Source organism: Algibacter lectus, from assembly GCF_900112395.1.
GTDB classification, from domain to species: domain Bacteria; phylum Bacteroidota; class Bacteroidia; order Flavobacteriales; family Flavobacteriaceae; genus Algibacter; species Algibacter lectus.
In genome coordinates this window covers 1-26,979 of the sequence record NZ_FOLN01000010.1, presented here as the reverse complement: position 1 = coordinate 26,979, position 26,979 = coordinate 1, and the positions used below count along the sequence as shown (strand labels likewise).

Sequence of the window (26,979 nt, the reverse complement as noted above, 5' to 3'; positions counted from 1 at the left end):
CTATTGCTATTATTTAGATGAAAAAAAATATACTACTCGCTTTATTCTTGTTAATTGGATTTAATATCTATGCTCAAAGTGAAGCATCTACCTGGTATTTTGGTTATAACAGCGGCATTAAATTCGATTTAGCATCTAACAGTATTACCACGCTTACTGATGGAAATTTAAATACTTTTGAAGGTTGCGCAACCATTTCGGATGAATTCGGCGATTTACTTTTCTATACCGATGGTACAACCGTTTGGAATAGAAACCACGACATCATGAACAACGGTAGTGGTTTATTTGGAGATCCTTCTAGTACGCAATCGGCTATTATTGTCCCAAAACCTAACGACGAAAATATCTTTTTCATCTTCACCGTAGACGACCACAATAATAATGAATCCCATTTTGGATTAAACTATTCTGAAGTTGATATCACTCTAGATGGTGGCTTAGGTGAAGTAACTACTAAAAACGTTAATTTATTAAACGATTGTTCTGAAAAGATCACCGCTGTTTTAAAAGATTGTATCACCAATTCTATTTGGGTAATTGCCTATGCATCAATCGATGGAAACCCAGGAGATTTAGACACCTTTTATGCCTATGAAGTTGATAGTGCTGGTGTACAAAACAAACCAATTAAATCTACTTTTAAATTACCATCTTCCATTTTTATAGATTATCGAGGCTATTTAAAACTATCGCCAGATGGCACCAAGGTAGCCATTAGCCATGTATCAAATGGTATGTATTTATACGATTTTGATGTAGCTACAGGTATTGTTAGCAACCAATTGCCTATACCCATTACTGGTTTTGCAAACAAAGCTTACGGACTAGAATTCTCACCAAATAGTGAGTTACTTTATGTAAGCACATACAACGACTTCTCGGATAACAGCAATCCACAAGCTAGCGAAGACCCAAGCAATCACGAGTCTAAACTTATACAATACAACTTACTTGCAACAGATATTGTGAATTCCGCGATAACGCTAGACGACAGGCGTCTTTTTAGAGGTGGTTTACAGCTTGCTCCAAACGGAAAAATATACAGAGCATTAAGTGCCACATACAGACAAGGCTTACCATATTTAGGTGTAATAAATAACCCAAACGAATTAGGCCCGGCTAGTAACTATCAGCATAATGCTGTAAACTTATCCCCTAATTTATCCTCGCAAGGTTTACCTCCATTTATTCAGTCTTTTTTCAATACAAAAATTGATATTATAAAGAATTCAAAAAGTACTATTAATTTAGATTTATGCGAAAACGACACCTATACCCTTGCTGCAGATGATATTGCCGGGGCCACCTATACTTGGTCTATGAATGGCTTACCACTTGCAGAAACAAGTGCTAGCCTATTTATTAATGCCAGCGGACATTATGAAGTTTACATAGACCCGAATAATGGCGATTGTGCTTTAGAGGGAGAAGCTTACGTTAATTTTAACGAAAACCCCGAAGCCTTCGATTACACGCTACTACAATGTGATGAAGATGGATTAAAAGATGATAGAACAACGTTTGTTTTAACTCAAGCCAATGAAGCCTTAACAGGAAATGTAGCCGACTTAGAAACTCGTTTTTATTCAGATAGTGCGAGAACTTTAGAAATAGATGGCACAAGCTACAACAACACCTCAAACCCTCAAATTATTTATGTTGAAGTTTACAATCCAACAACCACTTGTTTTGACAATTCTGAATTAACTATTGCCGTAAGCTCCACCGACTCTAAAGATGCAGAATTAATTTTATGTGATGATGATGGCACTGAAGATGGTTTTCAATCCTTTGATTTAAATAATGCAGATGCACAACTTACAGATGGATTACCTGCTGGTTTAACCATTTTGTATTTTGAAAATTACAACGATGCCTTATTAGAACAAAATGCTTTAAATAACATTTACACTAATACAACGGCTTACTCACAAACACTTTTTGCACGTATAGAAAATGCTAATAATTGTTACGGCATAAGCGAAATTAAACTTACGGTTAATGAACTGCCACAAATAGAAACCGAAGCTTTATTTTACTATTGCATTAATAAATTCCCGGAAACTATTGCTATAAACGCTGCCTTAACAAACGGTTTCTCTAGTAATTACACATATAACTGGTCTACATCAGAGAACACATACAGCATAGACATTAACGAAATTGGCACTTATACTGTTACCGTTACCAACGCCGTTGGATGTTCTAAAACTAGAACCATAACTATTGAAGGCGCCAATATTGCCACCATAGATAACATTGAAATTAAAGATGTATCTACAAATAATAGCATAACCGTTATGGCTTCGGGTGAAGGCGAGTATGAGTATAGATTATTAAACAGCAATAATGTGGTAATTGCTCCATACCAAAGCGAGCCGGTTTTCGAAAATGTATTCCCTGGGGTTTACACGGTTTCTGTTAACGATACAAAAAACGATTGTGGTGCTGTTAATCAAAAAGCCCATGTTATAGGGTTTCCAAAGTTTTTCACACCTAATAATGATGGTTTTCATGACACATGGAAAATCTACGGCATATCAAGTGACAATCAACCTAATTCGGAAATTTTAATTTATAACCGCTACGGAAAATTATTAAAAACATTAAGTCCAAAAGATACCGGATGGAACGGTCGCTTCAATGGCGCATTATTACCTGCCGATGATTATTGGTTTGTTATTCAACTGGAAGATGGTCGTATACATAAAGATCATTTTACTTTAAAATATTAACTTTTGAAAATAAAATTACTATCCCTTTCTATCTTGATGAGCCTTGCTTTTCAACTAGATACCTATGCCCAAAACCCAACCGATTGTAGCGACGCTGTAATAGTATGTGGAAACTCTAATATTAATTTAAATGTTAATGGAATTGGTCGACAAGAACTCGGCTTCGGTCAAAACTGTAGCAGTCAAGAAAATAATAGTGTTTGGTTAAAAGTAACTCCAGTAACCGATGGTACACTCGGCTTTACCCTTAAACCATCTAGTAGTTCTATAAACGAAGATTACGATTTTTTTGTTTTTGGTCCAAATGCCGATTGTAATAATTTAGGTTTAGCTATTAGATGCTCTACCACCAACCCGTCTTCTTCTGGAGCCAGCAATAATCATACAGGTATGAATGGTACTGCTAATGATACTTCTGAAGGGCCTGGCGCAAATGGTAACAGTTTTGTAAGCTGGCTTAATGTATCGGCCGGAGACACCTATTTTATTGTTATAGATAGACCTATTGGAAACAGTGCCTTTAATTTAGAATGGACTGGAACTGCTGAGTTTTCAGACCCTCCAACAGATGCTTCTATAACAAGTTCGACCTCAAAGAACCTTGAAAATTGCGATGTCACCTTACCTTATAATGACGGCTTTACGTTTTTTAATTTAGAAGAAAATACGCCTATAATTACGGGTAGCCAAACCGATGCCGCAATTACTTATCACGCCTCAGAAAGTGATGCGATAATAGGTATTACCCCAATTAGTTCGCCATATACCAACATTGCCAATCCGCAAACCATATATGCTAGAATCACAAACAACTCTACGGGCTGTTTCGAAATATCAGAATTTAATCTTGTTGTAAACACAGGTCCTGATTTTTTACAACCTGCAGATTATGAACTTTGTGATAATATGGATGATGGCAATGACAAAAACGGACGCACCACTTTCACCTTATCTTCAAAAAACAGCGAAATATTAGATGGTCAAGATCTAAATGATTTGAATATCACTTATTATGAATCTTCAGCAGATGCTGAATCAAAAAATAATCCACATCCTGATTTATACTATAACACTACTGCTTTTAACGAAGTTGTATTTGTGCGTATTGAAGATAAAATAAATCCTCTATGTAGAAGCATAACGTCTTTCAATTTAGTTACAAATCCTAATCCGGAAGCGTTTGACACTACTTTGCTTCAATGTGATGAAGATGGCATAAGCGATGGTTTTACAAATTTTAATTTAACTGAAGCCGAAGCTAATTTAACAGGTAAAACGCCAGATAGATCGGTACGTTATTTTACTGATAATGCCAGAACGATAGAAGTGAATGGTGATGCTTTTTTAAACAGCCAAAATCCACAAATTATTTATACCGAAATCACGAACACGGTAACAGGATGCTTTAGCTTTGCTGAATTAACATTAGCGGTAAGCACAACCAACTCGAACAATGCAACACTTACTTTATGCGATAATGATGGTGTTGAAGATGGCTTAGAAACCTTTAATTTAAACAATGCCGATAGCCAAGTTGTTAACGGGCTTCCTGTTGGTTTAAATATCTATTATTATGAAACTTACAATGATGCGTTGCTAGAAACAAATGAATTAAACTCAGACTACACCAACACGATACCCTATAACCAAACTATTTTTGCAAGAGTTGAAAATGCCAATGATTGTTATGGTATTAGCGAAGTTGAACTTACAGTGGCGAAATTACCCGAAATAGATTCAGTTGCCCTATTATACTATTGCTTAAACACCTATCCGGAATTCATAGAACTTAATGCAGGTGTAGTAAACGACTTACCAAGTAATTACAGCTATAGTTGGTCTACTGGAGCAACTACCTATGCCATAAACGTAAACGAACCTGGGATTTACATGGTTACCGTAACAAACACAACAGGTTGTTCTAAAACAAAAACAATTACAGTTGAAGCGTCCGGCATTGCTGAAATTAACGATATAAAAGTAGACGATATCTCTAACAATAACACTATTACTGTATTAACTTCTGGAGAAGGTGTTTATGAGTATCGATTAATTAACAGCAATAACGTGGTTGTTGCACCATACCAAAGTGAGATTTTATTTGAGAACGTCCGCCCTGGAGATTATACCGTATCTGTTAAAGACACCAAAAACGATTGCGGTGTAATAAATAAAAAAGTATACGTTATTGGGTTTCCTAAATTTTTCACACCAAACAATGATGGCTTTCATGATACTTGGCAAGTTTATGGCATTTCGAGCTCAAACCAACCAAACTCAGAAATCACCATTTACAACCGCTTTGGTAAGTTAATTAAGACATTAAAAGCTACTGAAGATGGTTGGAACGGATTATTTAATGGAGAGAAATTACCAAGTGACGATTATTGGTTTTCAATTAAACTTGAAGATGGCAGAATATTTAAAGATCATTTTACGTTAAAGTACTAATCTGGTGGCCTAAAAACCTTATTAAATGGTATTTTACCTTAATTTTTTAAATTTCAATTGAAAAACAAATACTTTTAGCACATTAATAGCGACAATTCAAACACTGATAATAGCCTACGAACCATGAGATTTTTCTATTCATTCTTAATTGCTCTCTTATGTTGTAGCCAATTTACTAATGCACAAAAAATATCGGTAGACAGTAGTGTACCTGTACAATCTTTAGTTGAAGATAACCTTGTAGATGGTTGTGTAGATATTTCTAATGTTGAGTCGGCGATAAATGGAACACCACACGGTTTTAATAGTTTTGGTTATTTTGAACGTGCGAGTTCTAATTTTCCTTTTGCAAGTGGTATCATGCTTTCTACAGGAGCTGCAAATTCTGGAGGAAACTCTCTTATTACACCTACATTAAGCGAAGGATCTTCCGTTTGGGGAACAGATCCCGATTTAGAAACCGCTCTTGGTACAACCAATACCTTAAATGCAACTTCAATAGAGTTCGATATTGTTTCAATTTCGGGACAATTTCAATTTAATTATTTATTTGCTTCCGAAGATTACGATGGTATTAATCCTTGTCAAGTTTCCGATGGTTTCGTATTTCTTATAAAAGAAACAGGAAGCACTGCACCTTATCAAAACATAGCTCTTCTCCCAGGCACAACAACACCGGTAAATACTAGAACAGTTCACCCTAACTTATTACCCGCATGTGCTGCAGAAAACGAGCAATATTTTGCAGGCTATAATATTGGAGACACCAACTACATTGGTAGAACAACTGTTTTAACAGCTGCTACAACTATTACGCCTTATGTATCTTATCACGTAAAGCTAATTATTGCAGATCAAACCGATGGCACTTACGATTCTGCTGTTTTTATAGAAGGTGATAGTTTTAAAATATTAGATTTAGGTGAAGATATTACAAGTTGTGAAAGTTCTGCACTGTTAGATGGAGATATCAATAACAGCTTTGCTTCTTACAAATGGTTTAAAGATAACGTTGAAATTACAGGAGCTATTACTCCAACATACACAGCTATTGAAAGTGGAACCTATAGAATTGAAGTAAGCGTTTCTTTAAATGGAAATACTTGTATAGAAGAAGATGAAATTATTGTGGTATTAAATACCGAAGAACAAATTACACCAATTACAGATTATCAATTATGTGATGACACCAGTGGTGATGAAATTGAAATTTTCGATTTATCCACAAAAACCGCCGAGTTAATTGCTAATATTCCGTTTACAAACTACACCTTTTCGTATCACTACAATGAAACAGAAGCACGTACAAACGTAAACCGAATATTAACCCCAATACCAAATGCAGCATCTAATCCTCAAAACATTTTTGTTCGTATTGAAGATTCAGATTCTGGTTGTTTCGCCTATACTAATTTCGACTTAATTGTTAATCCGTTACCTGTTATAAACACACCTACGGTACTAGAAATTTGTGATACTGATAATTTACCTGATGGTTATGCCATAATAGATTTAACTCAAAAAGACTCCGAAATTAGTGCAGGAGACAGCATGCTTATAGTAACTTATCACTATAGCCAAGCGGATGCTGATACTGGAGCTAACCCAATACCAACTCCATACCAGAACTTGAATACACCAAACGAGCGTGTTTATGTTAGAGTCCTCAACCCTGCTACAGGTTGTATAAGCCAAACGCAACTTGATATTGAAATAACAATTAGCCCAATTGTAAATCGAGACACTCAATATTTGGATGCCTGTGATAGTGATCAAGATGGATCAGCTAATTTCGATTTAACAGAAGCAATAGACGATATTATACAAGGCTTAACAGGTGTTACAGCAACTTTCCATGAAAGTATAGACGATGCCCAAACAGGCAGCAACCCTATTGCAAACGAAACCAATTACCAATACACAAATGCTGCAGGAGAACCTGGATTCCGTATTCTTTATGTACGTATTGTAGACGATTCTACTGGTTGCCCTACCATTGTGCCTTTAGAAGTTCACACGAACTTGCTTTTAACAGGTACAGACACTGGCTTTTTTGCTCTTTGTGACACCAATGAAGATCCAGACGATTTACTTCAATTTAATTTAAACTCTGTTGAAACTTTTATTGCTAACGAGTTACCAAACCCGATTAGTGTAAATTTTTTCGAAGATGAATCAGACCGAGATGCAAACATAAACATGCTAGATAAATCTGTTTTATATACAGCAGAAAACCCAACAACGTTATTTATTAGGATAGAGGATACAGATAGCGGATGTTCAGAATTATCAGATATTACACTTGTCATTAATCCGGTATTATTATTTAACCCTGCCGTACCACTTCCCTATTGTGATTCTGATGATGATGGTTTTGTTAGCATTGATTTACACTCATTAGACAGTACAGTATTAAACGGTAATCCCGATTTTGAAGTTACTTATTTCGGAGAACTTACCGATGCAGAAAATAACACCAATCAGTTACCGCCTTTCTATACTAACACCAATAGCTTAGAAACTATTTATGCGCGTATACAACATGTTGCAACAGGTTGCGCAACTATTAATCCTTTTGAAATTGAAATTCTTTTAGCTCCTGCCGCTACAACTCCTTCAGATTTTGTGGTCTGTGATAATGATGACGATGGATTCTCTATTATTAATTTAGAAGATAAAAATTCCGAAATTGTAGCAGATCCTTCCGTTAATGTATTCAGTTATTACACCAATGTTGACGATGCTAATAACTTTATAAACTCAATAGACACACCCACCGCTTACAATGCAAACACGCAAACCGTATATGTAAGAGTAGAAAGTAGCGCTAACACTTCGGGGTGCTATAATATAGTAGAACAACAAATTATTGTAAATACGCTGCCAACCCCACCTACTATTACCAACTACCAAATATGCGAAGTTGATGGAGATAGAACAGCCGATTTTTTATTATCGGAAAAAGATACTGAAATTTTAAATGGCCAAACAGGTAAAGAGGTTTACTATTTTGAAGATGTGGCACTTACAATGCCAATCGACAAAACCAATATTTACAACAACACAACACCCAGCCAAACCATATATGTACGTGTTGAAAACATTACGGACGCTAACTGTTTTGCTGAAACCTCGTTTACTATACAAGTAGCTCCAGACCCTATTTACAATACGCCCGCACAATATTTAATTTGTGATGATATTAGTAATGATGAAATAGCTGTTTTTGACTTAGATACAAAAACACAAGAAATCACAAACGGATCTCCCGATGATTTAAATATTTCTTATCATACAACGCAATTAGATGCGCAAGACAACACAAACCCTATTACAGATTCTAATTATACCAATGTTGTAAACCCACAAACTTTATTTGTTCGTATTGAAAGTGATGATTCTTTATGCTATGTAGTTGAAACATTAAGTTTAAACATTATTTCGGCACCAGACATATCGCAAGTTACAGGTCCATTAATTAGTTGTGATGCCGATTATGATGGTATTACAAATTTCAACCTCGAGGATGCGCAGTTTGATATATATGATAGAATTCAATCTAACATAGCTATCAATTACTTTGAAAATCTAGATGATATTAGTGATGATGGTTTCGATAATACTAATGAAATTACAACCCCAACCGCTTTCAATTCTCCAGCGCAAACAGTATATATAAAAGTAACCAATACACTAACAGGGTGTTTTAGTGTTATACCACAAGAATTAGAGGTTAACTTACCACCAGAAACCTTAACGGTTGGTACTATCGCCATTTGTGATAATGATACTGATACTTACGATTTATCTCAAGTAGACCTTCGATTAGTTGATGATACTAGTGCTGTAACCATTTCTTACCATGAAACAGAAATGCAAGCCGAGAACAACACGGATCCGTTAGACCCAATGTACAATTACACCAATCTAAATCAAACCTTTTATGCTAGAGTAACAAATATTGATAATACCTGCCACATTGTGACTTCGTTTAACTTAAGAGTTTACATTAACCCGCGTGCTTCTAGTACTCCTGCAGATTTAACAGAATGTGACGACGACGACGATGGCTTGTTAGAGTTCGATTTAACCAATGCCAACACCATTATTCTTGGAGGTTTAAATCCAAATACACACAGTATTACTTATTACAATAACGTTACCGATGCGGATGAAAAAATAAATCCTTTAAGTAATTTATACGTTGCTGAAAACGGCGAAACTATTTACGCTAGATTAGAGTCTACAGCCACCACATGTTACGATATTACACAATTTAACACCTACATAAACGCTTTACCTGTTATTGATTTAGAAGAAATAATCCCGATTTGTAATGGCATGCCTATTACTGTTAGCGCAGAAACAGGTGTAGCTGGGGATACGTATTTATGGTCTACAGGAGCAACAACTCCAGAAATTACAATTCAACCAGAAAACCCAGGAAATTATAGTGTTACCGTAACTAGAGATTACGCTTCCGCAAATTCTTGTTCGAGTTCGGCCAATTTTGAGGTTGTTCTATCTGATGCTGCAATAATAGACATTGCACCTCCAACAACAAACTTTACCGATCCAAATAGTATTATCGTAAATATTCGCTCTGGCGGAACAGGAGATTATGTTTATATCTTAGATGATGGAGAACCACAAACTTCTAATATTTTCACAAATGTTCCTTATGGGGAACATTTGGTTACTGTTAGAGATTTAAATGGCTGTATGGACGAAACCCGCCCTGTGTTTATATTTGATATCCCTAAGTACTTTACACCTAACAATGACTTGTTTAACGACACTTGGCATGTTGTTGGCGCTGCTCAATTACCAGGAACAGTAGTATATATTTATAATAGATATGGAAAACTATTAAAAACACTTACTCATGAATCAGATGGTTGGGATGGCACCTTTAACGGACAACATCTTCCTGCTGATGATTATTGGTATTTAGCACAAATTATTCAAGATGGAAATGCCTTCGATTTAAGAGGACACTTCGCTTTGAAGCGTTAAAACGAAGGCATTTCAACTTAAATATTTAACTCTTTAAAGTTTTCTTTTTAACTAATAACCTTTAGGTTTTTACCCACTTTAATAAAAGCATTAACGGCTTTATCAATGTGCGCTTTAGTATGCGCAGCAGATAGTTGTACTCTAATTCTAGCTTTATCTTTTGGTACTACAGGGTAGAAGAAACCAATAACGTAAATCCCTTCATCTAAAAGTTGATTTGCCATATCTTGAGAAAGCTTAGCATCATAAAGCATAACTGGCACAATTGCTGCATCTGCCCCTACTAAATCGAAACCAGCAGCTTCCATTTTACTCCTAAAATATTTTGTATTTTCTTCTAACTTATCTCGAAGCGAAGTATCTTTTTCTAACATTTCAAACACTTTTAAAGAAGCCCCAACTATAGCTGGAGCTAAAGAGTTTGAAAACAAATACGGACGCGAACGTTGGCGTAACATATCGATAATTTCTTTTTTACCCGTTGTAAAACCACCCATCGCGCCACCTAAAGCTTTACCAAGCGTACCTGTGATAATATCTACACGGCCTAATACATTTTTAAGCTCAATAGTACCACGACCCGTTTTACCAATAAAACCAGAGGCATGGCATTCATCAACCATAACTAAAGCATCATACTTATCGGCTAAATCACAAATTTTATCCAATTCTGCAACTACGCCATCCATAGAAAACACACCATCGGTTACAATAATTTTAAAACGATGATTTCGTTTATTAGCTTCAATAAGTTTAGCTTCTAAATCCGTCATGTCATTATTAGCATAACGATATCTTGCAGCCTTACATAAACGTACACCATCGATAATAGAAGCATGATTTAATGAATCTGAAATAATAGCATCTTCATGATTTAGAAGTGGTTCGAAAACCCCTCCATTAGCATCAAAAGCAGCAGCATATAGAATAGTATCTTCACAATGAAAAAACTCGGCTATTTTAGCTTCTAATTCTTTATGAATATCTTGAGTTCCGCATATAAAACGTACTGAAGACATACCAAATCCGTGCGTATCCAAAGTATCTTTAGCTGCCTGAATCACGTCTTTATTGTTTGATAATCCTAAATAATTATTCGCACAAAAATTAATAACCTCATCGCCTGTTGATACTTTAATAACGGCATCTTGAGAACTTGTAATAATGCGCTCCTCTTTGTACAAACCTTCATTTTTAATGGCTTGCAACTCTTCTTGTAATTTGTCTTTTATGCTTCCGTACATCGCTTTATTTTTATGCTATTAATTTATTATTATAATATATTCTCAACTTTTCAATCATAACTTCCGTCATGTTTTCCAAGTTGTATTTTGGTTGCCAACCCCAATCTTTTTTGGCCTGAGTATCATCAATACTATTAGGCCATGAGTCTGCAATACCTTGTCTGAAATCGGGTTTATAAGTTATTTCAAAATTAGGAATTGTTTTTTTAATAACATCGAACACCTCTTGTGGCGCAAAACTCATTCCTGATAAGTTATAAGATGTTCTCACTGAAATTTCTTCGGCAGGCGCATCCATTAACTCTATAGTTGCTCTAATGGCATCGTCTATAAAAATCATTGGTAAATGAGTTGAAGCTTCTAAAAAACACTCAAAAGATTCATTTTTAACAGCCTTATGATAAATATCTACAGCATAATCTGTTGTACCTCCGCCTGGCATAGATTGATATCCAATAACTCCTGGATACCTTAAAGAACGGACATCTAAACCATATCTTTTATGATAATAACTAGCCCAGTTTTCACCAGCTACTTTACTCATACCATAAACAGTTAAAGGCGTTAAATTAGGATTTTGAGGTGTATTATCTTTTTCTACATCTTCACCAAAAACAGCTATGGAACTTGGGTAAAACACTTTATTAATACCGTGTAACCTTGAAACTTCTAAAACATTAAATAAAGATTTCATGTTAATATCCCAAGTATTTAAAGGGAACTTCTCACCATTAGCAGACAAAATAGCGACTAAATGAAATATTTGAGTGATCTTATATTTTAAGACCACACTTTTAAGTGCTTCAAAATCGGTAGCATCCAAAACCTCAAAATGCCCCACAAAATCAGGGTTTAATCTTAAATCTGAAGCGATAACATTATCCGCTCCATATTTTTTCTGTAATTCAACTGTTAATACGGTACCAAGTTGGCCACCTCCTCCAGTAATTAAAATTCTTTCGTGTTTCATAACTCAATGTATTACAGAACAAAATTACCAAAAACAACAATTACTCCATTAATTAAATGCTATATAAACAATAAATAAGTATTTTTATCTTTTAAAATAAAATAACACCATATTATTAACTAAAGCAACTCCTTTTAATCTTTTTAAACAGTAAAATTACCTGCACAAATGGAAAAATTAGACGACATAGACCTACATATTTTAAGAATTTTACAAAAAGATTCTAAAAAAACGACTAAAGAAATTGCCAAAATACTCAATTTAACAGCCTCACCAGTTTACGAGCGTATTAGACGTTTAGAAAACAAAGGCTACATAAAAAAGTACGTTGCCTTACTTAACAAAACACATTTAAACAAAGCTGTAACAGCGGTGTGTATGGTTTCTCTTCGTTACCACAACGAAGGTTTTATAGAAAAGTTTGAAAGCCAAATTAAAGCTCTAAAAGAAGTACAAGAGTGCTACCATATGGCTGGAAAGGTTGATTTTTTCCTGAAGATAAATCTTGAAAGTCTTACCGATTATCATGAATTTGTTCGGCTTAAACTTTCTAAAATTGAAAATATTGGTGTACTAGAAAGTTATTTTGTTTTAAAAGAAATACACTCTACTACAGAGTTTTACATTTAAACTAATTTCAGAAAAAGATAAAGCCTCTGATTATCTCAAAGGCTCTACCAACAACTTAACTAAAAAATTAACATCAAACTACTGATGTATAGTCAAAACTGGGTTGTTATGAAGTTTCTCTAAAGTTGAAATAACTCTAGATTTACACAACCCAATTTTTCGAAGTAGATCTGGTTTCTTGTCTACCACACACATAATGCTACTTAAATGAGAAATAGCATAAGTTTTTAAATTATCAGATTTTGCTGTAAACTCTAAGGCCACAGTTTTATCCGTTTGATTTTCTAAATGATTACACAGTAATTTAATATGTCTACTAGTTTCATCTGGCATGTCTTTCTCGTTTGTGAGAGCTAAGACAGTAATGATGAAATTGGTGTTTTTAAAGATTTCTAAAAAGCTATCAATTTCATTGGTTCTTACTTCTTCAGTAAAATTTGATGCTATAGCTAAATTTATTTTTTTGTTCATGGAAGCATACGGTGGAACAATTAAAACGGGGCAGGTTCTAATTTTACCAACAATAGATTCTATGTTTTTACTAATTTTCGCATTCCCCTTTAGCACAATTAAATCGACATCGATACTTTCTATATGTTTTTCCATAGCCTTTACCAGGCTTAAACTTTCGGAAATAACATGATATTCATGCTTTTCATTGTTTTTATTTACAGTGTATTCATCGAGTAAATCTCCCAAGTGTAGTAAAGATTCTTCTTTAGGTTTTTCAAACCATTCATCATCGGCCTGCAACATTTCAATAGCGCTTAAACCACCTGTTCCGTAATTATAAACATTAAGAAAGTAAAACGCACAGGCTTCATTTTTAAAGAGCTCTGTAATGTAATCTATAGCTTTATAGCTATTTGTAGAGAAATCTGTGGGAATTAAAATCTTTTTCATGTTTTCTAATTATTTAAGTTTATATCGCATTAACAATTTATAAATATGCGTTTCAAAAGCTGTACATTCCTGTAAAAGGAGTTTGTATTGTTCTCGCTTTTTTTCGTGCAATTTTGATCTTACTTCATTGTACTCTGTTTTACCGTATTCAAATTCAATTTTTAAATCTTGGCTATACTTGCAAAAAGTAGCCATAACCAAAACATTTTTTCGTCGGAGTGCTTTAATTAGATTTTCAACCGATGGACTTTTAATAAGCCGTTTTTCTAAAACACTAAAGCAATCTAATTTGTTATTAAACTGCTCGAGTGTATAGAGCCAAAGATTTAATTCTTTTAAATCTTTTTGAATGCAAAGTCGCCTTTGATTATCTATTCTATGTAATAAAATATGGTCCAAAAAATTATATAAATTAAGTAGTATTACCTGTTTACAAAGTTAGTTTGGCTTGTATTACACTATATACCTCATCTTTCAATCTTCGGTATTTATCAATATGGTAGAGGTAAGTTCTTCTATAACTTTCGTGTTCTGTTATGTACACCATATCGCATTGCATATCATCACACTCAATTAAATTAGAGCGTAATAGCACATACTTATTAAGTGCATTTAGCAAGATTTGATTTTCTGCTTGCTTTTTAGAAAGCTTATTTAAAACCCCATCCTCTTCTACGGTTTGGCTTATTGCACTATATATGCCAGTTAAATTATCCAATTCTTTTTGAATGTATTTAATATGGCTTATCCAATTATCGAGTTCTGTGGTGTTGATTTTATGTGTAATATCAACATCAGAATCATGGTCGTAAATTTCTAAATATTCTGTTTTCATTTTTAAAGATTTTTTAAATTACTAGATTTAAACCTTTAACGGTTTCTTCCTGATTTACATGGACTATTTTTAAATGATGCCTTCCTCCCGGAAAATCCCAAATAATAGTATCGCCTTCTGCATAACCAATTAACGCTGCACCCATAGGCGCTAAAATTGAAACTTTATTCTTGTTTACATCCCTTTCGGTTGGAATCACCAATTGCAATGTTTTTTCTATGCCATTCTCAAAAATTAAAGTCGCCTTACTATTAAAGCGAATAATGTCGCTTGGCATTTTTTCATTATCCACTATTTGAGCTTCCTTTAGCTCTTCACTTAGTTTTTGCAGAGACTTTTGAATTTCAAAATCTCCTGCATAACCAGACACATTCAGTATACGCTTTAAATACACGTATTCTTTTTTCTCTAATATTAGGCTTCCGTATTTCATTTTTATTCTGTTTTATCAATTCTATTTATGGAAATATTCCTCTTAACACATAGGCTTTCTCTATGCGTTCTATGGCAATACAGTAGGCGGCTGTGCGCATATCCATAGATTCTTTTATAGAATATTCATAAACTTTATTAAACGATTCTTTTAATTTTTTATCGAGTTTTGCAACCACCTCATCTAACTGCCAAAGCTCGCCGTTTCGGTTTTGTAACCATTCAAAATAACTTCCAATAACACCACCAGAATTACATAAAATATCGGGTATTATGGTTACACCATTTTCAACTAAAATTTGCTCACCTTCTACATTTATTGGTCCGTTTGCACCTTCGGCAATAAGGGTCGCTTTAATATCGTGCGCATTATCTTTTGTAATTTGATTACCCAATGCCGCAGGAATTAAAATATCGCAATCTATTCCAAAAAACGTATCATTCGAAGTATCATTAGCTATTGGGAAACCAACAATGCTCCCTACGTTAGATTTTGTATAATTAAACAGGCTTTCAACGTCAATCCCTTTTTGGTTTTCAATGCTACCAAACGCATCTTGCACAGCAACAAGCACAGCGCCTTCTTTTTCTAAAAAATAAGATGCCCAGTACCCAACATTACCAAAACCTTGTACTATAAACTTTTTATTTTCTAGGTTGATTTTATTTTTATCGGCCCAAAACTTAATGGTTAAAAACACACCGTAACCCGTTGCGCGATCTCTGCCTTCCAAGCCACCGCTTCCTGCGGGCTTACCTGTTACCACATGTAAATTAGCCGAACGTTCTGCTGGCGGACGCGTACTCATGTACGTATCTGAAATCCATGCCATCGTCTGGCTATTCGTGTTCACATCTGGGGCAGGAATATCGTGTTCTGGCCCAATATTATCGGCTAAAGCAAAGGTGAAACGTCTTGTAATACGTTCTAATTCTGAGGTAGAATATTTAGAAGGATCTATCTGAATACCACCTTTACCTCCACCATAAGGCAAACCAGCCAAAGAGGTTTTCCACGTCATCCACATCGCCAATGCTCTTGCGGCATCAATATCAACTGTTGGATGATAACGCAAACCGCCTTTATAAGGTCCTAACGCATTATTATGCTGTACGCGATATCCAGTAAATATTTCTACTTCGCCATTATCCATCTTAACCGGAAAATGCACAATAATTTCGTTATTGGTTATGCTCAGTATTTTACGAATATTAGGATGTAAATTAATTATATCAGCAGCATGATTAAACTGATTCATGACGTTCTCCATCATGCCTTTTAACGGTTTCTTATGCGCTTTCTTATTTAATTCTGCTACTTCTACCATTACCTTCGATTTTTAATGAGATTAGGTACTATATTTTAATTTCGTTAGCCTCTATAGCTTTTTCTAAACTTATAGAAACGTTGGATACTGTATTAAAAAAACGTCGACCATCCTTACGCTTTACGCTAATTCTAGTATCACCTTCTTTAAGCGTTTCTACTTCTGTTACAACAACTTCTTCGCCTAAAGCGCTTTTATAATCTGCAACGCCATTTCTTTTAATGATGAAATTTGCACGCGGAAACTTAATGTGTTTGTATTTACTTGTTGAAGGATTCCCGATTTCAATAACATCGCCTACTTTTAAAGTTGCCGATGCATTTACATCATCTTGAGCATTGATGCTTAAACTTCCTAAAACTATAAAACTTGCTAATACATACTTTTTCATGGATACTTACTTTTAAAATTAAAACTATTTAAATTCTTTTTTTGGATATTCTGTTTTTATCAATTACTAACAACACCAACTTAAGCCAGCGTCATTAAAGATTTTTTACTTCTATTTTTATCTATTCGATTTGCTAATGAAAAACTCGGTTCTAAGACTTCTTCTTCGTACTCGCTACAAGACCAAACTTTATCCTTTTGAGACGTTAACACACATGTTTTACAATGCACACAACTCGGACAGATATTAAATTGATTGACACTCATTTCTATTACATTTAGTATTCTTAAACCATAAAAGGCAACGTTTGTGCCATTTGGAATTACGTAACACGTAGAAACACCAAAACCCTTTACGAATAAAGGGTTTTGGTGATATTTCAATAAAAGACCTATATTTTAAACTGGTACAAAATTACCCAGTTGGGAGAAAATGCCTCAGTAAAAAGGCCTTATTCTGATAGTTTTTGACGAATGGTTTTTCTATCTATTTGAAGAATTTCGGCGGCCTTCGTTTTATTATTACCTGTGGCACGCAATACTTTTTCTATATATTTTTTTTCAATAACTTTTAGCGGTTCCAAGCTGGTATCACTAAACTCTAAAGTGTATTTTAAATGCACTGGCAAATGCGCCACATCTATAATTTTATCGCACATAATTACAGCGCGTTGCACGACGTTTTCTAATTCTCTAATATTCCCTGGCCAATTATAGCGGTTTAAAATAGCCAAAGCTTCGGGTGTTATTTTTATAAATCGATCTTTATATTCTACGCCATATTTAAACAGGAACTTATCCACCAAAACCAGAATATCCTCTTTGCGTTCTCGGAGTGGCGCTACATGTATTTCTACAACGGTTAATCTGTAAAACAAATCTTCTCGAAAGGTTTGTTTCTGGATCATGTCGCGCAAATCGCTATTGGTTGCCGCTATAATTCGAATATCAATTTTTTCGGGCTTTTGTGCACCAACTTTAATCACTTCCTTTTCTTGCAACACACGCAATAAACGCAATTGCACAGCTAAAGGCGCATTACCTATTTCATCTAAAAAAATAGTACCACCATTTGCCGCCTGAAAAAAGCCATCTCTATTTGTATCGGCACCCGTAAAAGCACCTTTTACGTAACCAAATAATTCGGCTTCCAATAAATTTTCGGGTATAGCACCGCAGTTAACCACAATAAATGGCGCTCTAGCAAATTTACCTTGGTAATGTATCGCACGTGCTACAAGTTCTTTTCCTGTACCACTTTCTCCGTTAATAAATACAGTGGCTTTGTTATCTTTAATACGTTCAATAATTTGAATAACACTCTGTATTTTTTCAGATTCTCCAATAATATCGCCGTAAGCTTTATTTTTTTCTTCGGAAGGTTTAATCGTTTTTTGATTGTTTTCATTAGAAATCGCCAACGATTTATTCACCGCATTTTGAAGTTCCTCTCTCGTGAATGGTTTCGTTAAATAATCAACCACTCGAGATTTTATAAACGATAGCGAATCTTGAACCGAAGGATAACCTGTAACGACTAATTTTGGCAATTTAGGATAATGCTCGGAAACAAATTTGATGAGTTCTGCCCCATCAATTTCAGGCATTTTTAAGTCTGTAATTAGCAAATCTATTTTAGTATCGCGCAAAATAGTAACCGCTTCTTTTACAGAAACCGCTTTGTAGGTATGATAATTCCATGACTGTAAATGCCTTTGCAAGAGCTCTAGAATATCAACATCATCGTCTACAATTAATATGTTTTCTTTACGTAATAGCATGCCTTAGTTTTTTGGTAAAGTAATTGTAAATATAGCACCTTTACGTGTTCTATTTTCTGCTTTTATGATGCCTTTGTGAGATGCCACAATACCATGCACCACGCTTAACCCAAGACCAGAACCATCTTCCATAGGTTTTGTGGTAAAAAATGGTTGAAATACTTTTTCTAATGCTTCGGGTGTAAAGCCAGAACCTTCATCTAGAATTTTTAGAATAATATCGGTTTCTGTTTGTAGAGCTTCCATGGTTACCAATCCATCTTTTGGCGAGAAGTAAATAGCATTCATCAATAAATTGAATATTATTTGAGTCAGTTGAATAGGGTCTGCTTTTAACCACAGCGTTTCATCTTCAATTTTTACAACATATTTAACCTGTTCTTTTCTAAAAGAAGCATCGAGTAAATCAATAGCACTTTTAATAATAGGCACGAGATTAACACGTTTCATTTCCTGAGGCATTTCACAAGCAAAAAACATTAATTTCTTTAAAACCTCTCTAGAAAAAATGGCATTATCAATAATTTTATTTAAATCGCCCGATATCTTTTTATCATCTTCAAAATCAGATTTCAGTAATTCGGCAAAGCCTAAAATATTGGCTAATGGTGTATTGAGTTCGTGAGCAATTCCTGCTGTTATTTCACCAAGAATTCCTAATCGATCCGCATGTTCCATACGTTTTTTTAAAGCGGCTTCACTGTTTTGAATTTCAATACGCTCCAACAAATCGCCAACTTTTAAAGCGACATTATCTAACAAGAGTTGTTCTTCATTTAAAAAATCGTCCACCTGAAAAGAATCTGCATTTAAACTACAAACAATATGGCCTTTAACCACATTAAAAATTTTGATTTCAGATTGAATTGAAACCGCATCTTCAGGGTCTGTTCCGGTATGTATCTCTAAACGATTCACTAGAATACGAATGCCTATTTTTTTAGGATATAAAAATGCTTTTTGCAGGCTTTTAGCAATAGCCTCTAAAGTGGCTTCAATATGTTCGGGATCGGCATTACTAATGCTCGACGACACCTCGTAAAGGCAGGTAAGTTCTTTAATACGTTCTTCTAATGCCTTATCGGTTACTTTGCTCATCGCTACTTTTTCTTTAGAAAACCTTTGTAATTCTTCTTATTTACAAACTTTATTTTAATCTATTAAAATACGAAATTTAAAACCTATTGTAAAATAATATCGACCTGAAATTTGCTTTAATTAAAATAAATTTTCAACTAAAAAAACAAAACCCTAGCCACACTTTTAAACAAAAAAAGACTGCTTTTTCAAGCAGTCTTTTCTTCATATTAAAAAATATTTTATAATACTCTTAGTTATAGTTTGAAGTGCTTACCTCAAAAGAAGAGTCTTTAGCAGCTAAATAACGCTCTGCATCTAAAGCAGCCATACATCCCGTACCTGCAGCTGTAACAGCTTGGCGGTATACGTGATCTGCAGCATCTCCACAAACAAATACGCCTTCAACATTTGTTAAAGCACGACCTGGTACATTTTTAATGTATCCTGTTTCGTCCATATCAATAAAGCCTTTAAAGATATCTGTATTTGGTTTATGCCCAATAGCTACAAAAAATCCTGTAGCAGGAATATCTTGAGTTTCTTTCGTTTTATTATTTGATACTCTTACTCCTGTAACAACTTGACCGTCACCTAAAACTTCTTCTGTTTCCGTATTGAATAAAATTTCAATATTTTCTGTGTTTTTAACACGAGTAGCCATTATTTTAGACGCTCTAAATTCGTCTCTACGCACTAACATGGTAACTTTTTTACAAAGTTTAGATAAATAGTGAGCTTCTTCACAAGCAGAATCTCCTGCTCCTACAATAACAACCTCATGGTTTCTATAGAAAAAGCCGTCGCAAACTGCACAAGCAGAAACACCACCACCTAGTTTTAAATATTTTTGTTCAGATTCTATACCTAGATATTTAGCAGAAGCTCCTGTTGAAATAATTACAGTATCACAGTGAATTTCTTTAGTATCATTTACCCAAACTTTATGTACATCACCAGAGAAATCAACTTTAGTAATCCAACCGTCGCGTACATCAGTTTCAAAACGTTCTGCTTGCTTTTGTAATTCCATCATCATTTGAGGTCCTGTAACACCTTCTGGATAACCTGGAAAATTCTCTACTTCATTGGTTGTAGTTAATTGTCCGCCTGGCTGTATTCCTTGATATAACACCGGATTCATGTTGGCTCTAGCCGCATAAATTGCTGCTGTATAACCTGCAGGTCCTGACCCTATAATTAAGCATTTTAACTTTTCAATTGTATCAGACATAATTGCTATTAAATTTTGATTAAGACCAATTTAACTATGAAATTGGTATAACAAAAGTAGAATTTTTGATTGAATCCTTACATAGAAGTTATCAACAGTTTTTATAGTTCAATAGTTAGTTACTATAAAACAGCTTATGGCGTTATCTTTAAAAAGGTATTGATAAACCTAATAGATTTTTAATTATTATCAACAATTAGCCCATTTAATAGCACATTAACCAACTCTAGTTTCTGCTTAAAATCACAATTAACAAAACAATAGCAATATTATTTTTGCCGGATTAAACCTTTTTCGTTATTTTATGTCTATTAACCACCACCTATACTAACTTTAATAATGAAACTGCACCTTTTAGATCGTAGTAACCTCACCAATAGTTCGTTTACCACTAAAATTAACGAATATCCTTATTTTTTAAAAATATGGCATTACCATCCCGAGCTGGAGCTTGTAGTGGTTTTAAAGAGTGAAGGCACCTGCTTTATTGGCGATAGTGTAGAAAAGTTTGGTATTGGCGATGTGGTACTTATTGGTAAAAACTTGCCGCACATGTGGTTGAACGACGACGGGTATTTCGAGCAAACCTCGGAACAAACAGCCAAAGCGATTGCTATTCATTTTAAAGAAAACTATTTAGGACCTAAGTTTTTCGAAACGCCCGAAATGATTCATATTTTAGAATTATTTAAACGTGCTAGCTACGGACTCAAGTTTTTAAATGTTAACAAAAAACTGATTAACAGTATTAAAAGCATGCTAGAACTGGAAGGTTTTGAAAAAACCATGGCCTTTTTGCATATTCTACACGCTCTAGCTAAGCACACCGACACTAAAAAATTATCGAGCCAAGGCTTTATAAACTCCTTTAATTCCTCTAAAAGTGATACCCAAGATAATGTGCAAGCTTATATTTTTAAAAATTTCAACTTAGATATTTCACTAAATAAAGCTGCCGAAATTGCACACATGAATCCTTCGGCCTTTAGCCGCTACTTTAAGCGTGTTAACAAAAAAACGTTTTCTAGATACGTTACCGAAATCCGTATTGGCTATGCTTGTAAGTTACTATTAGAGAACAGATTCAATATTTCAAAAATTTGTTACGAGTCTGGTTTTAATAACATTTCTAACTTTAACAGGCAATTTAAAATCGTGATGAATTACACACCTTCAGAGTATTTGGAGAAGCACAAAACAAAGCACGATTAATTGCATTTTTTAAGTAAATAATCAATACAAGGCAAAAAAAGTATCACACACGATCAAAAATTAGGCAGACTGGTATACTATTTCCTTCTAATTTTGTCCTGCGCTGTAAAACGGTTTTAAAACTTCATTTTAAACCATTTTAGAAGCCCAAGTCATTTAAATTAGAAATTTTATGAAAGTAGGTTTATTTATTCCTTGTTACATCAATCAACTCTATCCGCAAGTTGGTAAAGCAACTTTAGAACTTTTAGAAAAACTAAAGGTTGATGTTGCTTATCCGTCGGGACAAACCTGTTGCGGGCAACCCATGGCCAATTCGGGTTACGAGTACGAATCGGTTGGGGCTTGCAATAATTTTGTAGATAATTTCAAAGACTTCGATTACATTGTTACGCCTTCTGGAAGTTGTGCTTATCATGTAAAAAAGCATTACAACATTATTCCACAAACCGACGAGGTTACTAAGGTTAGAAACAATGTTTACGAGTTGTGCGACTTCATATTAAATATTTTAAAAGTTAAAGATTTAGGCGCATCATTCCCCTTTAAGGTTGGTGTACATAAAAGTTGCCACGGTTTACGAGGTTTACGTTTAGGTTCTTGCTCGGAAGTGGTAGGACCGCGTTTTTCTTACATTGAAGAATTACTACAAGAAGTAAAAGGTGTAGAATTAATGCCTGTAAAACGAAGTGATGAATGTTGCGGATTTGGTGGCACATTTGCCGTTACCGAAGAGGCGATTTCCGTTAAAATGGGGAAAGATAAAATTAAAGATCATTTAGAAAGTGGTGTTGAAGTTATGACGGCCACCGACACCTCCTGTTTAATGCATTTAGAAGGTTTGGTTAACCGAAACCAACAGCCTTTAAAAATCTTGCATATAGCCGAAATTTTAAACAGTAGTCTTTAATTTTAACCGCCAACAGGTGTTGTAAAACAAAACATTATGAGTCATCCAAAACTAGCTAGCATATTTAATAAAGACGAAAAAAAAGTCGATTGGCATGATAAAGCCTTGTGGTTTGTGCGCCATAAACGCGACAAATCTGTACACCATGTGCAAGGTTGGGAAGAACTGAGAAATTTAGGGCATGGCATTAAAGCGCACATGCTTTCTAATCTCGATATTTACTTACGTGAGTTTGAAGCCAATGCTAACAAAAACGGTGTAGAAGTACACTGGGCAGCCAATGCCGAAGAGCACAACCAAATAGTACATAAAATTTTAAAAGATAACAACGCTAAAAAAGTTGTAAAAAGTAAGTCGATGCTAACTGAAGAATGCCATTTAAATCCGCATTTGGAAGCCGATGGTATAGAAGTTATCGATACCGATTTAGGTGAACGCATTGTGCAATTGGCCAAAGAGCCGCCTAGTCATATTGTATTGCCAGCCATACATAAAAACAAACATGAGGTAGATGAGTTGTTTCAAGAACATTTAGGCACTAAACCTTGTGATGGCGATCCGCAATATTTAACTGGAGAAGCGAGAAAACATTTAAGACAAAAATTTATTGAAGCCGATGCTGCAATTACCGGTGTAAATTTCGCCATTGCAGAAACCGGAGGCTTTGTAGTTTGTACCAATGAAGGTAATGCCGATATGGGTGCACATTTAGCGCCTGTACATATTGCCTGCATGGGTGTCGAGAAAATAATACCAAAGCAAGAACATTTAGGTGTGTTTTTACGCTTATTGGCAAGGTCGGCTACTGGACAACCGGTAACCACTTATTCATCGCATTTTAAAAAACCTAGCGATGGCAGAAAAATGCACATTGTAATTGTAGACAACGGCAGATCGGAGCAATTAAGTCGTCCGGATTTTAGAGCTTCTTTACACTGTATTCGTTGTGGTGCTTGTATGAATACTTGCCCAATTTACAGACGTAGTGGTGGCCATAGTTACGATGCCACAATACCAGGACCAATTGGTTCTATACTATCGCCAGGTAAAGATTTAACAAAACACAGCAGCTTACCCTTTGCTTCTACCCTTTGCGGATCTTGTTCGGATGTGTGTCCGGTGAAAATAGACATCCATGCGCAACTTTATAAATGGCGACAAATTATTACTAAAGAAACGCCACAGCCTTTTATAAAAAAGAAGTCTATGCAAGTTATGGGAAGCATTTTTGCTAAACCTAAACAGTTTGAAAAGGTTGGAAAAATTGCGCGTTGGAGTTTAAGAACCTTACCAAAAGCGGTAATAAATTCTAAACCCAATGCCTGGGGAAAAGCCCGTGATTTACCAACAGGTCCAAAAGAAAGTTTTGATGATTGGTACAAAAAAAGAGAAGAAAATAAAGGTAAAAACAACTAAGCTATGAGCAGTAGAGATAAAATATTAAGCCGAATAGAAGCTAATAAACCAGACGCTCTAGCGTTACCAAATATCGATTTATCGCTTTTTGATGAAGGTTTAGACTTAGTACAGGAGTTTACCAAGAAAGCTGAAGTTGTTGGCGCTAACGTTATCGATATGGTGTCTAACGATGTTGTTGCAAAGGTTGAAAACTTGTTTCCGGATGCTAAAATTAAATATTCGGCCATAGAGAACACCAGTGCTTTTAACACTATAGATTTAGCAAACATTGAAAAACCACAAGATTTAGAAGATTTAGATATTTTAATTCTTGAAAGTGAATTGGCTGTAGCCGAAAACGGATCGGTTTGGGTAACCGATAAACAATTACCAATGCGTGTTTTACCGTTTATTACAAAACACCTCGTTATTGTAACCAGTAAAGACAATATAGTGCCTTACATGCACCAAGCATACCACAAAATAAATGCTGGCAATGCTAACGATTTTGGAGTATTTATTGCTGGGCCATCTAAAACAGCCGATATTGAGCAATCGCTTGTTATTGGCGCACATGGCGCTTTAAGTTTAACTTTATTATTGAAATAAAATAAAAAAGCTCAAAAGAAAATATCTTTTGAGCTTTTTAAATATATCTTTTACCAAGTTACTATCTTGGTTTGTAAATAGCGCCTGTTGCAAAATCTACTATTACGCTAGGTGCAAAAATAATAATATCGGCTATTAAGGCCACAACTCTTATTTGGCGTTGTTGTTCACCTCCAGCTGGTTTTCTTTTTTGAGATGCCGTTACAGGGCCTCCAAATAGAGTGGCACAACTAGACATCATAATCGCTACTAATACTAAAGCTACTGCATTTTTCATTTTCTTCATCGTGAGAATTATTAGAGTGTTAAACAAACAATTTAAGCAATATTTACTTAAAAGCAAATTTTTAAAACATGAGCTTTCATTAGCTTGTGCTTTATTAGAAAGCTAAATACTTACTCTAAACCAATTTCATCGATCATTACATCGGTGTTTGGCTTGTTCTTCTCCCACGTTTTCTCTAAATATTTGTACAGTAAATAGGTGCTTAAAAGTCCAAAAGGAAGCATCATAATGCCTAACAACGTGTCGTTAACACCATCTATAGCGCCTGGAGCTACAAGTTCTGCTATTATGCCTATAGCGAACGCAAAAACGACTATACCTGCGTAATATACCACTATGCCTAAAATGGCAAAGCCCCATTGGCTTTTATTGTAGACTTCTGCCAATTTGTAAAAATACTTGCCTATCCAATACAGTAATACTAATCCTAACATGTTTTTCGGTTTTAATTGATTTGGTTAATGGTTTTAATATTTTAACAATTTAGGTAAAATATTTATAATGGGGTTTGGGGTTGAAAAAGTTGGTGATTTTATTTTAAGAAAAACTGAGTCTTTTGTTGTTTGAACTAATATTTAACTGAATTACAATGACCGTTTTGGTTTTTAGCTCAATTTTTCCAAGTGAAATTTATTATTAGGCAAAACGGTTAAATTAAATTTATGATTTTCACCTTTTTTCCAAGGAGCAAGATTATTCATAATCATCCATTCTCCAATTCGTTTGTCCCTAAATTCAGTACAATTTCTCCAAAATCCATTTGTTATTTTGACTTCAAAAAAATCAGAATTTTCAATTGATAGATTAATTTTAGTAATATTTTTCTCAAAATATTCACGACCTTTTACTCCAACTCTAATGCCATAACCATTTCCATTTGGATTTTGTTTTCCGTCATTCCATGAACTTACTTTTAACTTTTTCATATCTATTTATATTGAAGAATCTAATAGGTTCAACTTACTAATGTTTTTTAAGCTCATTTTCTCCTTTCACGCATTTCTATAGATTCATTAAAATTCAGTGATTGTGTTCTTTTAAATTCTTTTTAAATGAATGTTAATATTCTTCTTTCGAACTCGATTTTTCTTTAATTACATACAACAGTAGGTATAAGAATAGTACGAAACTAAAATATACTTACTTTCGGATTTGGCACTTAACCCCTATTATTTTTTTATACTTCTTAAGTTAGCATTTAAATAAAAAAGACTAATTTAAACATATAAAATAGAAAGCACAAAAGAGAGGAATAAGGTTAATTTATACGGAGAGACTACAGATCTCGTCAACATTGTAAATCCCCTCTCTTTTCTACACAGATTTCGAACAGTTCTGTGAGGCTTTTAGACCTCGATTTTAAGTCGTTGAAACTCGCGTAGTATGTCCTTTCAAAAAAATAATTTGTTATGAATAAAGATATTAAATATTTTGGTATTGACATTAGTTATTTAGTTTTTGATGTCACAGATTCAGATGGTAATTATTATCAGTTTAAAAATAAGGTTTCAGGCTTTAAAGCATTTAGAAAACTT

22 protein-coding genes and 1 pseudogene are annotated in these 26,979 nt (G+C 34.5%); 9 read left to right on the top strand and 14 right to left on the bottom strand.

Annotated features, from left to right (window positions below):
* Window positions 1–17: 17 nt before the first annotated feature.
* The 3 genes from BM246_RS15630 (at window position 18) to BM246_RS15620 (ending at window position 10,205) form a co-directional block, all read left to right on the top strand.
* Window positions 18–2,738, top strand: a complete 2,721-nt coding sequence (locus tag BM246_RS15630; protein WP_074939165.1) for a T9SS type B sorting domain-containing protein — start codon at window positions 18–20, stop codon at window positions 2,736–2,738.
* Window positions 2,739–2,741: 3 nt separating this feature from the next.
* On the top strand, window positions 2,742–5,189 hold the full coding sequence (locus BM246_RS15625; protein ID WP_231961870.1) for a T9SS type B sorting domain-containing protein: 2,448 nt from the start codon (window positions 2,742–2,744) through the stop codon (window positions 5,187–5,189).
* 123 nt (window positions 5,190–5,312) lie between these two features.
* Entirely contained in the window at window positions 5,313–10,205 is a 4,893-nt protein-coding gene (locus BM246_RS15620) for a T9SS type B sorting domain-containing protein (protein ID WP_074939161.1), read from the top strand.
* 47 nt (window positions 10,206–10,252) lie between these two features.
* On the opposite strand, the gene kbl is transcribed toward BM246_RS15620, so the two are convergent.
* Complete coding sequence (gene kbl, locus BM246_RS15615) at window positions 10,253–11,449, bottom strand: glycine C-acetyltransferase (protein WP_074939159.1); 1,197 nt, start codon at window positions 11,447–11,449, stop codon at window positions 10,253–10,255.
* Window positions 11,450–11,459: 10 nt separating this feature from the next.
* Window positions 11,460–12,419 carry an NAD-dependent epimerase/dehydratase family protein gene (locus tag BM246_RS15610; RefSeq protein ID WP_074939156.1) on the bottom strand — a complete coding sequence of 320 codons (960 nt, stop codon included), beginning with the start codon at window positions 12,417–12,419 and terminating at the stop codon, window positions 11,460–11,462.
* A gap of 168 nt (window positions 12,420–12,587) precedes the next feature.
* On the opposite strand from BM246_RS15610, the gene BM246_RS15605 reads away from it, so the two are divergent.
* On the top strand, window positions 12,588–13,049 hold the full coding sequence (locus BM246_RS15605; RefSeq protein ID WP_074939152.1) for an Lrp/AsnC family transcriptional regulator: 462 nt from the start codon (window positions 12,588–12,590) through the stop codon (window positions 13,047–13,049).
* 78 nt (window positions 13,050–13,127) lie between these two features.
* Here BM246_RS15605 and BM246_RS15600 read toward each other — a convergent pair whose 3' ends face one another.
* The 9 genes from BM246_RS15600 to trxB all read right to left on the bottom strand — a co-directional run bounded on the left by BM246_RS15600 (window position 13,128) and on the right by trxB (window position 21,029).
* Window positions 13,128–13,952 carry a universal stress protein gene (locus BM246_RS15600; RefSeq protein ID WP_074939150.1) on the bottom strand — a complete coding sequence of 275 codons (825 nt, stop codon included), beginning with the start codon at window positions 13,950–13,952 and terminating at the stop codon, window positions 13,128–13,130.
* A gap of 430 nt (window positions 13,953–14,382) precedes the next feature.
* On the bottom strand, window positions 14,383–14,787 hold the full coding sequence (locus tag BM246_RS15590) for a hypothetical protein (protein ID WP_074939144.1): 405 nt from the start codon (window positions 14,785–14,787) through the stop codon (window positions 14,383–14,385).
* Between the two features lie 13 nt (window positions 14,788–14,800).
* The gene (locus BM246_RS15585; protein ID WP_074939141.1) at window positions 14,801–15,220 is read right to left on the bottom strand and encodes a GreA/GreB family elongation factor; all 420 of its coding nucleotides are present in this window, start codon (window positions 15,218–15,220) and stop codon (window positions 14,801–14,803) included.
* A gap of 25 nt (window positions 15,221–15,245) precedes the next feature.
* Entirely contained in the window at window positions 15,246–16,547 is a 1,302-nt protein-coding gene (locus tag BM246_RS15580; RefSeq protein ID WP_074939138.1) for a Glu/Leu/Phe/Val family dehydrogenase, read from the bottom strand.
* 28 nt (window positions 16,548–16,575) lie between these two features.
* Window positions 16,576–16,938, bottom strand: a complete 363-nt coding sequence (locus tag BM246_RS15575; protein ID WP_074939135.1) for a hypothetical protein — start codon at window positions 16,936–16,938, stop codon at window positions 16,576–16,578.
* A gap of 80 nt (window positions 16,939–17,018) precedes the next feature.
* Complete coding sequence (locus BM246_RS15570) at window positions 17,019–17,321, bottom strand: hypothetical protein (protein ID WP_074939133.1); 303 nt, start codon at window positions 17,319–17,321, stop codon at window positions 17,019–17,021.
* Window positions 17,322–17,389: 68 nt separating this feature from the next.
* The gene (locus BM246_RS15565; RefSeq protein ID WP_074939130.1) at window positions 17,390–18,718 is read right to left on the bottom strand and encodes a sigma-54-dependent transcriptional regulator; all 1,329 of its coding nucleotides are present in this window, start codon (window positions 18,716–18,718) and stop codon (window positions 17,390–17,392) included.
* A 3-nt stretch (window positions 18,719–18,721) separates the two neighbouring features.
* The gene (locus BM246_RS15560; RefSeq protein ID WP_074939126.1) at window positions 18,722–19,816 is read right to left on the bottom strand and encodes a sensor histidine kinase; all 1,095 of its coding nucleotides are present in this window, start codon (window positions 19,814–19,816) and stop codon (window positions 18,722–18,724) included.
* A gap of 232 nt (window positions 19,817–20,048) precedes the next feature.
* Window positions 20,049–21,029 (bottom strand): thioredoxin-disulfide reductase, encoded by a 981-nt coding sequence (gene trxB, locus BM246_RS15555; RefSeq protein ID WP_074939123.1) that lies wholly within the window; start codon window positions 21,027–21,029, stop codon window positions 20,049–20,051.
* Window positions 21,030–21,368: 339 nt separating this feature from the next.
* Here trxB and BM246_RS15550 point away from each other — a divergent pair, with 339 nt between their 5' ends.
* From BM246_RS15550 to BM246_RS15535, 4 genes are all read left to right on the top strand, one after another.
* Window positions 21,369–22,241 carry an AraC family transcriptional regulator gene (locus BM246_RS15550; protein ID WP_042502974.1) on the top strand — a complete coding sequence of 291 codons (873 nt, stop codon included), beginning with the start codon at window positions 21,369–21,371 and terminating at the stop codon, window positions 22,239–22,241.
* Between the two features lie 172 nt (window positions 22,242–22,413).
* Window positions 22,414–23,151 (top strand): (Fe-S)-binding protein, encoded by a 738-nt coding sequence (locus BM246_RS15545; protein WP_042502976.1) that lies wholly within the window; start codon window positions 22,414–22,416, stop codon window positions 23,149–23,151.
* A 36-nt stretch (window positions 23,152–23,187) separates the two neighbouring features.
* Window positions 23,188–24,567 carry a lactate utilization protein B gene (locus BM246_RS15540; protein ID WP_074939120.1) on the top strand — a complete coding sequence of 460 codons (1,380 nt, stop codon included), beginning with the start codon at window positions 23,188–23,190 and terminating at the stop codon, window positions 24,565–24,567.
* Window positions 24,568–24,570: 3 nt separating this feature from the next.
* Window positions 24,571–25,158, top strand: coding sequence for a LutC/YkgG family protein (locus BM246_RS15535; RefSeq protein WP_074939116.1), 588 nt, complete (start codon window positions 24,571–24,573; stop codon window positions 25,156–25,158).
* Between the two features lie 61 nt (window positions 25,159–25,219).
* Here BM246_RS15535 and BM246_RS15530 read toward each other — a convergent pair whose 3' ends face one another.
* The 3 genes from BM246_RS15530 to BM246_RS15520 form a co-directional block, all read right to left on the bottom strand.
* Window positions 25,220–25,444 carry a hypothetical protein gene (locus tag BM246_RS15530; protein WP_042502979.1) on the bottom strand — a complete coding sequence of 75 codons (225 nt, stop codon included), beginning with the start codon at window positions 25,442–25,444 and terminating at the stop codon, window positions 25,220–25,222.
* 110 nt (window positions 25,445–25,554) lie between these two features.
* Window positions 25,555–25,878, bottom strand: coding sequence for a hypothetical protein (locus BM246_RS15525; RefSeq protein WP_074939109.1), 324 nt, complete (start codon window positions 25,876–25,878; stop codon window positions 25,555–25,557).
* Window positions 25,879–26,049: 171 nt separating this feature from the next.
* The gene (locus BM246_RS15520; protein ID WP_074939106.1) at window positions 26,050–26,370 is read right to left on the bottom strand and encodes a hypothetical protein; all 321 of its coding nucleotides are present in this window, start codon (window positions 26,368–26,370) and stop codon (window positions 26,050–26,052) included.
* Between the two features lie 483 nt (window positions 26,371–26,853).
* Between BM246_RS15520 and BM246_RS20270 the strand changes: the two are divergent.
* A pseudogene (locus BM246_RS20270) lies at window positions 26,854–26,979 on the top strand (IS110 family transposase); the annotation flags it as partial.

What these genes read in the sequence shown, in the direction of transcription:
- BM246_RS15630 (WP_074939165.1), top strand. Translation starts at nt 18, where the DNA reads ATGAAAAAAAATATACTACTCGCTTTATTCTTGTTAATTGGATTTAAT.
- BM246_RS15520 (WP_074939106.1), bottom strand. Translation starts at nt 26,370, where the DNA reads ATGAAAAAGTTAAAAGTAAGTTCATGGAATGACGGAAAACAAAATCCA.
- BM246_RS15580 (WP_074939138.1), bottom strand. Translation starts at nt 16,547, where the DNA reads ATGGTAGAAGTAGCAGAATTAAATAAGAAAGCGCATAAGAAACCGTTA.
- BM246_RS15540 (WP_074939120.1), top strand. Translation starts at nt 23,188, where the DNA reads ATGAGTCATCCAAAACTAGCTAGCATATTTAATAAAGACGAAAAAAAA.
- BM246_RS15605 (WP_074939152.1), top strand. Translation starts at nt 12,588, where the DNA reads ATGGAAAAATTAGACGACATAGACCTACATATTTTAAGAATTTTACAA.
- BM246_RS15600 (WP_074939150.1), bottom strand. Translation starts at nt 13,952, where the DNA reads ATGAAAAAGATTTTAATTCCCACAGATTTCTCTACAAATAGCTATAAA.
- BM246_RS15530 (WP_042502979.1), bottom strand. Translation starts at nt 25,444, where the DNA reads ATGAAGAAAATGAAAAATGCAGTAGCTTTAGTATTAGTAGCGATTATG.
- BM246_RS15525 (WP_074939109.1), bottom strand. Translation starts at nt 25,878, where the DNA reads ATGTTAGGATTAGTATTACTGTATTGGATAGGCAAGTATTTTTACAAA.
- BM246_RS15550 (WP_042502974.1), top strand. Translation starts at nt 21,369, where the DNA reads ATGAAACTGCACCTTTTAGATCGTAGTAACCTCACCAATAGTTCGTTT.
- BM246_RS15590 (WP_074939144.1), bottom strand. Translation starts at nt 14,787, where the DNA reads ATGAAAACAGAATATTTAGAAATTTACGACCATGATTCTGATGTTGAT.
- BM246_RS15610 (WP_074939156.1), bottom strand. Translation starts at nt 12,419, where the DNA reads ATGAAACACGAAAGAATTTTAATTACTGGAGGAGGTGGCCAACTTGGT.
- BM246_RS15585 (WP_074939141.1), bottom strand. Translation starts at nt 15,220, where the DNA reads ATGAAATACGGAAGCCTAATATTAGAGAAAAAAGAATACGTGTATTTA.
- trxB (WP_074939123.1), bottom strand. Translation starts at nt 21,029, where the DNA reads ATGTCTGATACAATTGAAAAGTTAAAATGCTTAATTATAGGGTCAGGA.
- BM246_RS15575 (WP_074939135.1), bottom strand. Translation starts at nt 16,938, where the DNA reads ATGAAAAAGTATGTATTAGCAAGTTTTATAGTTTTAGGAAGTTTAAGC.
- BM246_RS15560 (WP_074939126.1), bottom strand. Translation starts at nt 19,816, where the DNA reads ATGAGCAAAGTAACCGATAAGGCATTAGAAGAACGTATTAAAGAACTT.
- BM246_RS15535 (WP_074939116.1), top strand. Translation starts at nt 24,571, where the DNA reads ATGAGCAGTAGAGATAAAATATTAAGCCGAATAGAAGCTAATAAACCA.
- BM246_RS15545 (WP_042502976.1), top strand. Translation starts at nt 22,414, where the DNA reads ATGAAAGTAGGTTTATTTATTCCTTGTTACATCAATCAACTCTATCCG.
- BM246_RS15565 (WP_074939130.1), bottom strand. Translation starts at nt 18,718, where the DNA reads ATGCTATTACGTAAAGAAAACATATTAATTGTAGACGATGATGTTGAT.
- BM246_RS15620 (WP_074939161.1), top strand. Translation starts at nt 5,313, where the DNA reads ATGAGATTTTTCTATTCATTCTTAATTGCTCTCTTATGTTGTAGCCAA.
- kbl (WP_074939159.1), bottom strand. Translation starts at nt 11,449, where the DNA reads ATGTACGGAAGCATAAAAGACAAATTACAAGAAGAGTTGCAAGCCATT.